We start from the raw sequence: 15346 nt of genomic DNA, 5'->3' as shown, positions 1-15346 counted from the left end.
TTTGCTTACTGAATTTTAAAAGTAATAAAAATTACTTCAAAAGTGTATTTTTGTTTTATGGAAAACATTTTTACGGACGAGTACTTTATGAAAAAAGCTTTGCAGGAAGCTGAAATGGCTTTTGAAAAAGGCGAAATTCCTGTGGGAGCCGTTATTGTTGTGGCCGACAAAGTCATTGCCCGAACTCATAATTTGACTGAATTACTCAACGATGTTACTGCCCATGCCGAGATGCAAGCCATAACCGCAGCGGCCAATTTCTTAGGTGGAAAATATTTAAAAGATTGCACGTTGTATGTGACTTTAGAACCTTGTCAAATGTGCGCAGGGGCCTTGTATTGGAGTCAAATAACTAAAATTGTTTTTGGCGCCAGTGATACGCATCGGGGATATGAAAAAATGGGTACTCAATTACATCCCAAAACTACTGTGGTCCGAGGTGTTTTAGCAGAAGAAGCGGCTGATTTAATGAAGCGTTTTTTTGTTGAAAAAAGAAAGTAATTGAACTCTTAAAGTCCTAGCCCAGATAGCAACGGCATCCTTTTACTGCCTTCTTTAGGCAGGAAAAGATATAGTGGATAGCTGGAAATAGCTCCCAAAAAAGACCATTTAAAATATTTTACCTCCAAAGAATTTTCTTCTTAAAATAATAAATTAAATACTATACTTTTACTACAATATAATGCACCCTTTTACAGTTATGGTTTTAATTGTGAAATGTTGCAATAATTTAATTTATAAACCATTAACTCTAGGTAAAGGTGAAAAAAAAAGGATTGATTTACGTATTTTGTATGTTTTTTTTGTTTCAAGCGTGTGGTAGAAAATCAGCCACCGATTTTAATTCGGATTTCTCATTATTTAAAGAGTATATCGTTAGTTTTACGGGGGGAATAGTCTCGGCACAATCTGATATTCGGGTGGTTTTGGCATTTGAAGATAATAATTGGAAGGTAAATCAGGTTTTAGATCATGATTTATTCGATATTTCTCCAAGTGTCGATGGAAAAGTGATCGCGCTTTCAAACAATACCATCGCTTTTATTCCTGAAAAAAAATTAGAATCAGGTACGGAATACCAAGTGACTTTGCATTTGGATAAGCTAAATCCAAAAGTAGCAGAAAAAAACAAGGAACTTTCCAATTTCAATTTTACGGTAAAGACCATTAAACAGGATTTTATCGTTAACACACTAGACGTTCAATCGTATAGTAAAGACTACCAATATTTGAATTGTGTGTTGAAAACTGCTGATAATATTGATTTAGAAACAGCAAAAAAATTAGTAGAAGCCGAACATAATGGAGAAAATTTACATCTTGTTTTTGAAAAATCGACCACAGTTGGGAAAGAATTTAAGTTCAGAATTGATAGTATTCAAAGATTAGATTCAAAAAGTAATCTTGAGATAGCTTATGACGGAAGCGATTTTGATATAGATCAAAAAGGAACCATCGATTTTCCAATTACAGCCCTGAATGAATTCAAAGTAGTTAAAACCGAAATACAAGAAGGAGACGATCAATCGTTGTGCATAAATTTTTCTGAGCCACTAGAAAAAGAGCAGGACTTTAAAGGTTTGGTGGCGATTCAAAATACTAATAATTTAAAGTTTTCTACACAAGGGAACGTGTTGAAGATCTATTTTGATAAAGAGAAAGTTATAGAAAAACCAGTTGAGGTGGTTACTGAGCCGGTTTCCGAAGGTATTGTCACTGACTCTACAGTTGTGGTTTCAGACACTACAGTTGTTGAAGAATCTCAAGAAATTGTAGAAGTAGTAGAAGTCGTAGCAACCGAAGCTGTTGATGCTTCTCAAACACTCACAGGGGAATTACTCTTAGAGGTGTTTCAAGGCATAGAAAGTGAATATGGGAAAAAGTTGAACGAGAATTATACTGAAAAAATTTCGTTTGATGAAATAAAACCCAATGTTCGATTTATCAAAAATGGAACCATCTTACCAAGTTCCAGTAATCTAAAAATCAACTTTGAAGCTGTAAATCTAAGTGCTGTCGATGTGAAGGTGTATAAAATATACAAAAACAACATTCTTCAATTTTTGCAGGATAATGAATTAAATGGTGCACGAAATCTGAAAAGAGTAGCGCAACCTATCGCTAAATCAACACTCAATCTTAACGAACATGGCTTGGTTAATCTGAGTAAATGGAACACTTTTGCTTTGGATTTATCCAAGATTATAACTCCAGAGCCAGGAGCTATTTACAGGGTAGAGTTTTCATATAAAAAGGCGTATTCTTTATATAAATGCGACGCTTCATCTGGTGACGAAAGTGAAAATGTAGAGGAAGAAGAAATAGATGAAAAGGAGGTGAATTATAGCGATAATGTATATGATGATTACTATTATGACGATTATGAATGGAGACAAAGTCAGGATCCATGTACAAGCTCCTATTTTTATAATGCCAAAATAGGAACGAATATTTTAGCTTCGGATGTGGGTGTAATTGCCAAAAGAGGAGAAAATAAATCGTATTTATTTGCCGTAAGCAATATTATTACCACCGAGCCAATTTCAAATGCAAGAGTAGATTTGTACAGTTTCCAGCAACAAAAATTGGCAACTGGAGCAACTAGCAGTGAAGGAATTGCCAGTTTTCAGCTGGATACTTTTGCTTATTTTGCGATTGTGACTTACGGAACGCAGTCCACTTATGTAAAACTTGATGATGGGCATTCTTTATCGGTAAGTAATTTTAACGTATCTGGCGAGACTTTGCAAAAAGGTCTCAAAGGATTCATTTATGGGGAACGTGGAGTTTGGCGACCTGGAGATAATTTGTATTTGTCTTTCATTTTGAATGATGCTTCGAATAAAATTCCGTTGGGACATCCTATAAAATTTAGATTAGCTGATCCAAATGGAAAAGTGACCTATCAAACAGTTCAAAAAGCAAATGAGTGGCATCATTATGCGTTTACTGTTCCAACAGAAAGTGATGCGCCAACCGGAAATTGGGAAGCAATGCTTAGTGTGGGAGGAGCGAAGTTTTATAAAAGTATTAAAATCGAAACCATCAAACCCAACCGTTTAAAAATTAAAAACAGTTTCAAACGAGCCGTACTTTCTGCTTCTTATCCCAATACGAGTAATCTAGAAGTAGCTTGGCTTCACGGAGCGGTGGCCAAAAATTTGAATGTTGAAATGCAAGCCAAATTTTCGCAACAAATCACGACTTTCAAGAATTATGAAAAATATGTTTTTGATGATTTGGTTCGAAAATTCAGCACCGAAGAAATTACCGTTTTCTCAGGCAAATTGGATGCTACCGGAAAAGCGAATGTGACAATTGAGCCCAAAATACAAGGAGAAGCACCAGGAATGCTGAAGGCGGCGTTTATTACCAAAGTGTATGAAGAAGGCGGCGATTTTAGCACCGATGTTATGGCGACGACTTATTCTCCGTATACTACTTACGTTGGGATCAAATCACCTGAACCTAACAAATACGGAATGTTAGAAACCCGTAAAATGAATCAATTTGATATCGTTACCGTAGATGAAAACGGAAGACCCAAAGCAGTTAAAAATCTAGAAGTCAAAGTTTACAAAGTAGAATGGCGCTGGTGGTGGGATGCATCAAGTGATAATTTATCGAATTATAACGCTGATGATGCTACGACTTCGTATAAAACTTTTAGAATAAACACAGATGCCAATGGAAAAGGAAACGTTCGATTTGCCTTGACGGATGAAGAGTGGGGGCGTTATTTAATTCGAGTTACTGATGAGGTTGGAGGCCACGCAACAGCATTGACCGTAAATATCGATTGGCCAATATGGTCTGGAAAAACCAAAAACACGGATGCTTCAACGGCGAATATGTTGATTTTTTCTACAGATAAAGAGAAGTATGCCGTGGGTGAGAAGGCACAAATCTCTTTCCCATCTAGCGAAGGAGGTCGTGCTTTTATTTCTATTGAAAATGGCTCAAAAGTAGTACAAACGCTTTGGGCTAAGACCCAAAAAGGAGAAACAAAAGTAACTATCCCGATTACTGCTGCGATGGCACCAAATGTTTATTTTAATATTACGCTGTTGCAACCACATGCTACAACCAAGAATGATTTGCCAATCCGTATGTACGGAATTGTACCAATCGAAGTGATTGATAAAAACACCATTCTTGCTCCCAAATTAGTAATGCCTGATGTCTTGCGTCCCGAACAATCATTTGCTTTAAAAGTGAGTGAACAAACTGGAAAAGCAATGACTTATACCATTGCTATTGTAGATGAAGGTTTATTGGATTTAACCCGTTTCAAAGCCCCAAATGCCTGGGACAGCTTTTATGTTCGTGAAGCTTTGGGCGTAAAAACATGGGATATTTATGATGATGTGATTGGGGCGTATGGCGGAAAAGTAAATCAGATTTTCAGTATTGGTGGTGATCAAGATTTGGGCGGTGGAAAAGCCAAAAAAGCCAATCGTTTTAAACCAGTTGTTATTTATATGGGGCCTTTTAAATTAGAGAAAGGACAAACCAAAACGCATCAAATCAAATTACCAAAATACATTGGATCTGTAAAAACAATGATCGTGGCTGGCGATGCAACTACAAGTGCGTATGGAAGTGTTGAAAAGGCGACTCCAGTTCGTAGTCCTTTGATGGTGTTAGCTTCATTGCCTAGAAAGATTTCTCCATCCGAGAAAGTTACGATTCCTGTTACTGTTTTTGCCATGGAAAAAAACATCAAGAACGTTACGGTTCAGATTAAGACGAATAACGGATTAAAAGTTATTGGCAGTGCCACTCAAAAATTGTCATTCACTCAACCTGACGAAAAAATGGCTTATTTCAATTTGGCTGTGGGTTCTGTAACCGGAATTGGGAAAGTGCAAATTGTGGCGACTTCGGGCAAGGAGAAATCCGTGTATGATGTAGAAATTGACATGACCAATCCGAATCCAGTGACCAATACGTTTACCGATGTGATTTTGGAGCCCAATAGTTCTAAAACAATTTCTTGGAAAACATTTGGTGTTGCGGGAAGTAATAAAGCAAAATTGGAGATTTCCTCAATGCCAACCATCAATTTGAATGGACGCTTGCAGTATCTGATTCAATATCCTCATGGTTGTGTAGAGCAAACGACCTCGTCTGTTTTTCCACAATTGTACTTAAATGAGATTACCGATTTGGATGCCATGCGTCAACAATTAATTCAAAAAAATATCACGGCAGGAATCACGCGTTTAGGAGGTTTTCAATTGTCGAATGGAGGATTATCGTATTGGCAAGGAGGAACCGTTGCCGATGATTGGGGTTCTTCGTATGCGGGACATTTTATGATTGAAGCAGAGAAAAAAGGGTATTTCTTGCCAATCAATTTCAAAACCAAATGGATTTCGTATCAGCAAAAAGAAGCCAAACAATGGCGATTTGAACCGAGTTATGGCAATGATTTGGCACAGTCCTACCGTTTGTATACTTTGGCTTTGGCGGGAGTTCCTGATTTGTCTTCGATGAATAGATTGCGTGAAACCAAAGGAATTTCGAACGAAAGTAAATTGCGTTTGGCTTCGGCTTATGTATTGGCGGGACAAAAAGCAGCTGGTTTGACGCTGTTGTTGAAGACTTCTATAGATGATGCTTCCAATTATACGTATTACTATTATGGTTCTGCTGATAGGAATCGTGCCATGGCTCTCGAAACATTGTTATTGCTAGGGCAAAAGCAAAAAGCATTTGCAATGGCAACAAAATTGGCCAAAAATATGTCTAGTGACCAATGGATGAGTACGCAAACTACAGCGTATGGTTTGTATGCCATGGCTAAATTTTCTGTGAGTAATGGTCCGAAAGGAATCGATGTTCAGTTCAGTAAAGACGGAAAAGCGCAATCAATTAAAACGATGAAAACCATCGCTGATCGAAGTCTGGTGGTCAAAGCAGGTTCAAATAGTGTGACTTTGAAGAACAACCAAAAAAATAGATTATTTGTTCGTGTGCTGAATACAGGAATTCTTCCAATTGGACAAGAAAAAGCGATTCAAAGCAATGTTTCGGCTTCTATTGTTTTCAAGAACAGAAAAGGAAGCAATATCAATGTTTCGAAAATTAGCCAGGGAACAGAATTTATTGCTGAGGTAATGGTTAGAAACCAGAAAAATGAACGTGTAGAAAATGTGGCGTTGTCACAAATTCTACCTTCTGGTTTCGAGATAGTAAATACCCGTTTCACAGACTATGGAGATGCAACTAATAACGTTGCTGATTACATTGATATTCGCGATGATAGAACCAATTTCTATTTTGGATTAAAATCGGGTGAAACCAAAACGTTTAGAATATTGCTGAATGCCTCTTATCTAGGAACCTATTATCTGCCAGGATTGCAATGCGAAGCGATGTATGACAATACGTTTTTGGCAAGAACCAAAGGATTTTGGGTTCAAGTGGTGAAATAGAAGATGCTAAAATGGCCACGGATGACACAGATAGAACGGATTTCACACAGATTGAAATTATAATGTGTCTTGTGTCTTAATATTCTTCGCGAACTTTGCGTATAACTTTGCGACCCTTGCGGTTAAATAGAATAACTTTGAAAAACAAACTAATAGCGTTCTCACAACGCATCATCAATTGGATAAAAACAAATAAAATTAAATCATCAATAGTCTTTTTGCTGTTGGTGGTTTATTATTTTTCGTTGCCACGAACTTTGTTTCAAGAGCCCTATGCTACGGTGATTGAAAGTAAGGAAGGAGAATTGCTCAGCGCTAAAATTGCTCTTGACGGGCAATGGCGATTTCCTGCACAAGGCAGCGTTCCCGATAAGTTTAAAAAATGTATTGTTTATTTTGAGGACGAATATTTCTATAAACACCCCGGATTCAATCCTGTGGCGATGGTTAATGCTTTTCAGCAAAATAGGCAAGCAGGCAAAGTGGTTCGTGGAGGAAGTACATTGACACAACAAGTCATTCGCTTGTCCAGAAACGGGAAAGGGCGAACCTATTTCGAGAAAATAATCGAGCTCATTCTCGCCACCCGATTAGAATTAGGTTATTCTAAAAATGAAATTCTAGAATTATATGCTGCTCATGCTCCGTTTGGAGGAAATGTGGTAGGGTTGGAAATGGCTTCTTGGCGGTATTTTGGCGTGCAATCCCATCAATTGTCTTGGGCAGAAAGCGCAACCTTGGCTGTTTTGCCCAATGCGCCTAGTTTGATTTATCCAGGAAAGAACCAAATCAAATTATTAAGCAAGCGCAACCGACTTTTGTTAAAGTTAAACCAAGAAGGAATTATCGACAAACAAACCTATGAACTTTCGATAGCCGAACCTTTGCCTCAAAAACCGTATGATTTGCCCCAAATTGCCCCACATTTATTGCAACGTGTGGCCAAAAATCAAGAAGGATCTCGGGTGAAAACAACAATAGAAATTGGGTTGCAAAACAGAGTCAATCAAATAGCAAAGTATTATTACAACCAATACAAGCAAAACGAGGTGCATAATTTGGCTATTTTGGTTATCGATGTGTCGAATAGAAAAGTGATGAGCTATGTGGGTAACTCACCTACAGACGGCAATCATCAAAAAGATGTGGATATTATTGATGCGCCAAGAAGTACAGGAAGTATTCTGAAACCGCTTTTATACGCCGGTATGCTCGACGATGGAGAGTTGCTGCCCAATACATTAGTGGCTGATATTCCAACGCAGATTGCGGGCTATACGCCTCAGAATTTCAACCTGACTTTTGATGGAGCAGTTCCAGCACATCGGGCTTTGTCTCGTTCCTTGAACATTCCTTCTGTATTGATGTTACAGGATTTTGGAGTCAATAAATTTTATGAAGAATTACAGCGATTCAAATTAAGGGATATTTCAAAACCACCAGACCATTATGGTTTATCACTTATTTTGGGTGGTGCCGAAAGTAATTTATGGGATTTGTGCCGAACTTACGCAGGTTTATCTTCCACTTTGAAGTATTTTAATGCAAATCAAGGGCAATATAGAACCAATGAATTTGCTGAATTAAACTATGATGATGCTTTTCAAGTTGATTTTGGCGATGAAACCCGACAAAAGAACATCTTGGGAGCAGGATCGATTTGGCTTACCTATAATGCCATGGAACAAGTCAATCGCCCCGAAGGAGATGAGGCTTGGAAGTTCTACGATAGTTCACTCAAGATTGCTTGGAAAACGGGAACAAGTTTCGGAAATCGCGATGCGTGGGCGATAGGTACCAATGCAAAATACGTTGTAGGTGTATGGGTGGGTAACGCTACAGGTGAGGGTAGACCCATATTGACGGGAGTCACTAGTGCAGCACCAATTTTATTCGATGTTTTTAATTTGTTGCCTAGACAGCGATGGTTTGATACACCTTTTAAGGATTTAGAAGAAGTTGAGGTGTGTAGTCTGAGTGGTCATTTGGCCAAAGAGGGTTGTCCAACAATAAAAGAACTCGTTCCGAAGAAAGGGAAAAATACTTCCGTTTGTCCGTATCACAAAACGGTACATTTAGACAAAACATTAGAATTTCAAGTGAACAGTAGTTGCGAAAATATGCAAAATATAGTGACCAAAAACTGGTTTATTTTGCCACCCGTAATGGCTTGGTACTACAAAAGTCAGCATATTGAGTATTTGCCGTTGCCACCATTTCGTAATGATTGTATGGGTACACAAACGGCAACAATGGATTTTATTTATCCAAAAACGAATAGCAAAATCTATCTTACGAAGAATTTCAATAGTGAAGTTCAGCCTGTGATTTTAAAAGTTGCCCATTCTCAAAGAGAAAGTAAGTTGTTTTGGTATGTTGATAAAGTGTTCAAGGGTAGTACCAAAACCTTTCATGAAATGCCTATTTCGGCAACGACAGGATTTCATTACATAACCGTTGTGGATGAATTTGGAAACGAAATCCGAAGAAAAATTGAGATTGTAAAAGAGTAATAGATGTTGTGAAAACAAAATGCACTAGCCCAGATAGAAGTGAAAAACCTTACATGCCGGTGTTCGGCATATAAGATTGCAACGAATAGCTGGACACGAGCGGAGCGAACTGACGAAGTAAATAGCTCCCGCTTATCGTTTTGAATTTTAAAAGTATAAAAAGAGAATTGACGAATTAGAATCAATTATAATTTGTGAATTTGTAGCCCAAAAAAAGACACAAAAAAACCGCTAATCTCACGAAAAGCGGTTTTGTTTGTTTTAGTCTGTAATAACATTTCCTTTTTTGTCGTAGAAATGATATTCTAAATACGTGTAAGCGTCACGTGGTATAATTTTCACCCATTTTTTATGCTCAAAAAACCATTTTGAACGTAATGATGGAAAACCTTTGCTGAGGTAAGCAGCCACAAATGGATGTACATTAAGTACTACCTTGTTGTGGGTTTTTAGAAGTCTTTCTAAATCGGAAGTGATTTTGTCAATGATTAAAATTGGCGCTTCTATCTCGCCATTTTCATTATTAGGATCTTCTTCTCTGGTCTTGATGTTGACTTCTGGTCTTACTCTTTGTCTAGTGATTTGAACTAATCCAAATTTGCTAGGAGGTAAGATCTTGTGTTTGGCTTTATCATCGCTCATCTCTTCTCTTAAGAAGTCAAATAAGACTTTGCGATTTTCGGGATTGGCCATATCGATAAAATCAACTACTATGATTCCACCCATATCTCTCAAACGCAATTGTCTTGCGATTTCGGCGGCGGCTATCATGTTAACTTCCATTGCGGTGTCTTCTTGATTGGTAGCTTTGTTCGAACGGTTACCGCTATTTACGTCTATAACGTGAAGTGCTTCTGTATGTTCGATGATTAAATAAGCTCCTTTACTCATGGAAACTGTTTTTCCGAAGGAAGTCTTGATTTGTCTCTCTATATTGTATTTCTCGAATATTGGAGTGTCTTTCGATTGATAAAACTTTACAATTGATTGTTTGGATGGTGCAATTTCTTGCAAGTAATCCTTTGTTTGTTGGTACAACTCTTCATCATCTATTTGAATACCGCTAAAGGTATCATTAAACACGTCTCTGAGGATAGAGGAGGCTCTGTTGAGTTCACCTAGCACTTTTGACGGATGATGAGCAGTTGGTAATTTCTTACACATTGCAGCCCATCTGCTGAGCAGGTTCTGCAAATCTTTTTCTAATTCGGCTGTATTTTTGCCTTCGGCTACTGTGCGAACAATAACGCCAAAGCCTTTTGGTTTGATGGATTGTACTAGTTTTTTGAGTCGATCTTTTTCTTTTTTATCTTCTATTTTTTGAGAAATAGAAACGCGATCCGAAAAAGGAACAAGAACGATAAAACGTCCGGCCAAAGATAGTTCTGCGCTAATTCTTGGGCCTTTGGTCGATATAGGTTCTTTGACTACTTGTACTAAAACAGATTGATTGGCATTCAAAACATTGGTGATGGTGCCGTCTTTATCAATCTCTTTTTCAAACTGAAAGTTTTTTAGGGAGAAATCTTTTATTTTACCTGCGCTTACAAGTTTTATGAATTTCAATTGAGAAGCAAGGTTTGGACCTAAATCATGATAATGTAAAAAGGCGTCTTTTTCGTAGCCTACATTAACAAAAGCAGCGTTTAAGCCTGCAACTGGTTTTCGTATTTTAGCAATAAAAATATCACCTACTTGAAAGTTGCTTGTTTCTTGTTCTTTGTGTAATTCAATTAGTTTTCCATCTTTTAATAAGGCAAAATCTACGGCATCAGAACTAGAACGAATAATTAATTCTTTATTCACGCTGTACATTTTTATCCTGACTTTGTGTTTGTTGTTTTTGGTTTTTAGTTTGTAGTTGAATAGTAACAAACGATGAACATTAAACGATAAACTTTCCAGCAAGGATGGATTAAACAATATTTAACAGGTTTGACCCGATGAAAACTAGTTGGCAGTCTGCAGTTGTAAGTAATCAGTTGGCTGAATACTAAATACTGATGACTGAATGCTAATTTTCGATTTCAATGAACTTTTAAAAAGAAAAAAGTAGTTTAAAACTACTTTTTCTTTTTATGACGGTTAGCTCTCGCTCTTTTTTTACGTTTGTGCGTCGCTACCTTATGTCTCTTTCTTTTTTTACCACTTGGCATATCCTGAAGATTTTATGATTAATTAATAGATTATTTTGCTTCGTTATTTGTTTTTACACCTTCTACAAACACTTTAGCTGGTTTAAAAGCTGGAATGTTGTGAGCAGGAATTTTGATAGTGGTATTTTTAGAAATATTTCTTCCTGTTTTTTCAGCTCTAGTTTTTACGATAAAACTTCCAAAACCTCTTAGATACACATTGTCTCCAGTTTCTAATGAAGTTTTAACTTCATTCATAAAAGTCTCAACTGTTGCTTGAACATCTCCTTTTTCAAGCCCTAATTTTTCTGAAATCTTTGCTACGATATCTGCTTTCGTCATTTTCTTTCCTTTTTAATATGTTGTACTATTTTTTTTGAGGTTGCAAATATATGAATTTAAAAAACAATAAATCAACCTAATTCGTTAAAATTTAATTACATAAACTTTTACTTTTGCTTTCAAATTTTTAAAGATGACTTTTTCTAACTTGTTAATTCAATGGTATTTACAAAATAAGCGTGATTTACCATGGCGAAATACCACAAATCCATACCCAATTTGGCTCTCAGAAATTATTCTTCAACAGACGCGTGTTGCTCAAGGAACGCCTTATTTTTATAATTTTTTAAATCAATTTCCTACAGTTAATCATTTGGCTCAGGCCGATGAACAACAAGTTCTTAAACTTTGGCAGGGATTAGGATATTATTCTAGAGCTAGAAATTTACATCAAACCGCTCAATATATAGTAAATGAATTAGACGGTATTTTTCCGAATTCCTATGCAGGTCTTTTACGATTAAAAGGTATTGGTGAATATACAGCTGCTGCGATCGCTTCGTTTGCTTACAACGAACCTGTGCCTGTGGTAGATGGAAATGTATTTCGGGTGTTGTCTCGGTATTTCGGAATCGAGTCAGACATAAGCTTAGGGAAAACCAAAAAAGAATTCACCGCTTTGGCTGCCGAATTATTGCCCAAAGACCAACCCGCACTTTTCAACCAAGCCATAATGGAATTTGGTGCGTTGCAATGTGTGCCCAAGAGTCCTAGTTGCGAGGATTGTATCTTTAATACCAGTTGTGTCGCTTTGCAAAAAGGATTGGTAGGCGAGTTGCCTGTAAAATCCAAAAAGCTAAAAGTAAGCCATCGTTACTTTAACTATATAGTAGTAACCGATACAAACGGAAACACAAAACTGCAACAACGAACCGATAAAGGGATTTGGTACAATTTATATGAGTTTCCTCTGATAGAAACCCAAAAAGAAGAAGGATTCGAGACCATCGCGCCGTTGATTCAGAATGATGCTTCTTTTGGAGCTTCGGTTATTAGTATTCAAGAAGTGAATCCTATTAGTATAGTGCACAAGTTATCACATCAGCATTTGCATATCAAGTTTTGGAAAGTGACTCTTGATGGTGCTTTGGATGATGGAGTAACCGATCAACAATTAAAAGCCTTTCCGTTTCCAATAGTGATTCACAATTTCATTGAAGATGTTTGGGCTAAATAATTTTAAAAAAATAATGTATCTTTGGTTGAAATACCATTGTAATCATGAACGGAACATTAAATAAAGTGATGTTAATAGGGCATCTGGGAGACGACATTAAGATGCATTATTTTGAAGGTGGTAATTGTATTGGACGCTTTCAATTGGCTACAAACGAAGTGTATATCAATAAATCTACCAACGAAAAAATTACTTCAACCGAATGGCATAACTTGGTGGTCCGCAACAAAGCCGCCGAAATATGTGAAAAGTACCTTTCTAAAGGAGATAAAATATACGTTGAGGGGCGTATCAAATCACGACAATGGCAAGCTGAAGACGGTACTATGAAATCAACAACTGAAATTCAGGTAACCGAATTTACTTTTCTGACTACCAAAAAGGACCAAGATCACAAAACGAATCCCGCTCAAGAATCACCAAAAAACACTAACTTTGACGCCTCAAATGGCGGTTTGCCTATAAACGACTTGCCATTTTAAAGGAAGTTGTAATTGAAAAAAAATGAAAAGAAAAGTTAGTACACTTATAGGAATAATATTGTTGACAGTAACGGGTTGTAAAGACGATGTGTTGCCTAAACCTTCAGGCTATTTACGCTTAGATTATCCTGAAGCCAAATACATCGATTTTAAAAATCCTTGTCCTTTTACTTTTGAAAGTAATGATGCAGCTATAATAGAGGGAAAATCAGATTGTAGTTATACAATTACGTATCCCAAAATGAAAGCTACCATTTATTTGACTTACAAACCGGTATCCAATAACATCAAGCAATTATTGCGTGACGCTCAGAAATTAACTTTTGAGCATGTAATCAAGGCTGATGATATTATTGAACAGCCCTACTTGAATCCCGACAAAAAAGTCTTTGGCATGTTTTATCAAGTAGATGGTAATGCGGCCACCAATTCACAATTTTACGCCACCGATAGTACACGACATTTCATTACGGGCTCCGTTTATTTCTATGCTAAGCCTAATTTTGATTCTATTATGCCTGCCGCAAGTTATATCAAAAACGACATGCAGCACCTGATGGAAACCTTGAAGTGGAAGTAGTTTTTTAGGAGCACAACAGTTGGTTTCTCAATAACGAATCCTCCTGCTGTCCGTTCTATCTTTCCCGCCGAACCCCGGCGGCAAAGGATGCCACTCCCATCAGGGCTAACCAGAACATTTGGTTTTTCATAAGAAAGTAAAAAATATAAAAAAAAGCATTCGTTTCTGGCGAATGCTTTTTTGCTTAAGAGTTTTTCTACCTATGATTTAGGTTGTACAACTTTATAAGTTTTTCCATCGGCTACGCCTTCAATTACTTGAGTTAGGGACGTTGGGTTTTGAACCGTTTTGTCAAAAGATACAGTAGCTAACTTTTTGTCAAAATCAACAGTAGCTTTTTCTACCCCTTCAGATTCTGCTAATTTTTTCTCGATAGTTTTTGCGCATCCTACCGCACAAGTCATTCCTGTGATTTCGAAGCTTGCGGTTTGTACATTTGCTGCTGCAATTGGTTTTTTAGTTGTTGGAGCTGCGGTAACAGCTACTTCTGGTTTGGCTGTTTCAGTTTCTTTTTTGCAACCTATCATGACGATACTTGCAATAGCCATAGCGGTAATTATTTTTGAACTATTCATAGGTGTTGATTTAGATGAACTTAAAATGTATTTTGGTCAAAATTAATCAAAAAAACACCTAGATATTGCCAAAATAATTACAATTTTGAACCAAAATAAAATAGATGATGTCAAAACAATTCAAATGGGGCTATTTACTGCTTTTATCTCTTATATGGGGTAGTTCGTTTATATTGATCAAAAAAGGGTTGGTGGGCTTAACCGCTTTTCAGTTGGGGTCGTTGCGTATTATTTTTGCTGCACTTTTTTTGTTGGTGATTGGTTTTAGAAGTTTGATAAAAATTCCGCACCATCAATGGAAATATATTGCTTTAACGTCGTTGTTTGGTACTTTTATTCCTGCGTATTTGTTTGCTATTGCACAAACGCAAATAGATAGTTCCATAAGTTCTATTCTCAATTCCTTAACGCCTTTGAACACCTTGTTGATTGGAGCACTTTTCTTCAGTTTGGATTTTAGACGCAATCAAATTTTTGGAGTATTAATTGGCTTAGTGGGTAGCGCATTGTTGATTTGGAATGGCGCGGTGCATCATCCCAATCAAAATTATTATTATGCTTTCTTAGTACTGATTGCTTCGATTTGCTATGCTACAAATGTCAATTTGATTAAAAAATATTTGTCCGATTTGCCTCCGTTGAGTATTACAACGGGTAATTTTTTGGTTTTGCTTTTTCCAGCTTTAGCGGTTTTATACAGTACTGATTTTTTCGCTATGACTTATGGGGCGGAAGTTCAAGAATCGGTGTTGTATATTTTGATTTTGGGAGTGTTGGGGACGGGAATTGCAAATATCATTTTCTTTAAACTCATTCAGATTTCGTCGCCTGTTTTTGCGACTTCGGTTACGTATTTGATTCCAGTGGTAGCTTTCTTTTGGGGGATGTTAGACCAAGAGTTGTTAACGCCTGTGCAGCTTTTTGGAGCTTTTATTGTTTTGGTTGGGGTGTATTTATCGGCTAGAAAATAGACTGTAGATTATAGAAAAGAGAAGGGAGAAAGCTACAAATTAGAAAGAGTAGGGATACAAAAACTCATAACAGAAATCATTTTGATTGCGGCGGCAAAATACTTTAAACGAAAAAAGACTGCCGATGAAAG

General features: G+C 36.9%; 10 protein-coding genes. 7 read left to right on the top strand and 3 right to left on the bottom strand.

Features of this window, described 5'->3' with window-relative positions:
- Nucleotides 1-57: 57 nt before the first annotated feature.
- The 3 genes from WFZ86_RS18145 to pbpC all read left to right on the top strand — a co-directional run bounded on the left by WFZ86_RS18145 (nt 58) and on the right by pbpC (nt 8953).
- Nucleotides 58-501: a nucleoside deaminase gene (locus WFZ86_RS18145; protein WP_342693249.1), complete on the top strand. Its 444-nt coding sequence runs from the start codon at nt 58-60 to the stop codon at nt 499-501.
- A 260-nt stretch (nt 502-761) separates the two neighbouring features.
- Nucleotides 762-6440 carry an alpha-2-macroglobulin family protein gene (locus WFZ86_RS18140; protein WP_342693248.1) on the top strand — a complete coding sequence of 1893 codons (5679 nt, stop codon included), beginning with the start codon at nt 762-764 and terminating at the stop codon, nt 6438-6440.
- Between the two features lie 137 nt (nt 6441-6577).
- Nucleotides 6578-8953, top strand: coding sequence for a penicillin-binding protein 1C (gene pbpC / locus WFZ86_RS18135; RefSeq protein ID WP_342693247.1), 2376 nt, complete (start codon nt 6578-6580; stop codon nt 8951-8953).
- A 261-nt stretch (nt 8954-9214) separates the two neighbouring features.
- Here pbpC and WFZ86_RS18130 read toward each other — a convergent pair whose 3' ends face one another.
- Nucleotides 9215-10759, bottom strand: coding sequence for an Rne/Rng family ribonuclease (locus tag WFZ86_RS18130; RefSeq protein WP_342693246.1), 1545 nt, complete (start codon nt 10757-10759; stop codon nt 9215-9217).
- 380 nt (nt 10760-11139) lie between these two features.
- Nucleotides 11140-11430, bottom strand: a complete 291-nt coding sequence (locus WFZ86_RS18125) for an HU family DNA-binding protein (protein WP_024981932.1) — start codon at nt 11428-11430, stop codon at nt 11140-11142.
- 133 nt (nt 11431-11563) lie between these two features.
- On the opposite strand from WFZ86_RS18125, the gene mutY reads away from it, so the two are divergent.
- From mutY to gldD, 3 genes are read left to right on the top strand one after another with little or no spacing between them, the layout of a single operon-like run.
- Nucleotides 11564-12607: an A/G-specific adenine glycosylase gene (gene mutY, locus WFZ86_RS18120; protein WP_342693245.1), complete on the top strand. Its 1044-nt coding sequence runs from the start codon at nt 11564-11566 to the stop codon at nt 12605-12607.
- A 44-nt stretch (nt 12608-12651) separates the two neighbouring features.
- The gene (locus tag WFZ86_RS18115) at nt 12652-13089 is read left to right on the top strand and encodes a single-stranded DNA-binding protein (RefSeq protein WP_342693244.1); all 438 of its coding nucleotides are present in this window, start codon (nt 12652-12654) and stop codon (nt 13087-13089) included.
- Between the two features lie 22 nt (nt 13090-13111).
- Entirely contained in the window at nt 13112-13669 is a 558-nt protein-coding gene (gldD, locus tag WFZ86_RS18110) for a gliding motility lipoprotein GldD (RefSeq protein WP_342693243.1), read from the top strand.
- Between the two features lie 200 nt (nt 13670-13869).
- Here the strand turns inward: gldD and WFZ86_RS18105 are convergent, their stop codons facing one another.
- Complete coding sequence (locus tag WFZ86_RS18105) at nt 13870-14244, bottom strand: heavy-metal-associated domain-containing protein (protein WP_342693242.1); 375 nt, start codon at nt 14242-14244, stop codon at nt 13870-13872.
- Nucleotides 14245-14348: 104 nt separating this feature from the next.
- Between WFZ86_RS18105 and WFZ86_RS18100 the strand changes: the two genes are divergently transcribed.
- Nucleotides 14349-15215, top strand: coding sequence for a DMT family transporter (locus tag WFZ86_RS18100; protein WP_342693241.1), 867 nt, complete (start codon nt 14349-14351; stop codon nt 15213-15215).
- The last annotated feature ends 131 nt before the right edge of the window (nt 15216-15346 follow it).

The sequence above is a fragment of the Flavobacterium polysaccharolyticum genome (assembly GCF_038739875.1).
GTDB classification, from domain to species: domain Bacteria; phylum Bacteroidota; class Bacteroidia; order Flavobacteriales; family Flavobacteriaceae; genus Flavobacterium; species Flavobacterium polysaccharolyticum.
Note: the sequence above shows the minus strand (reverse complement) of the source record. Positions and strands in the feature narration are given on the sequence as shown.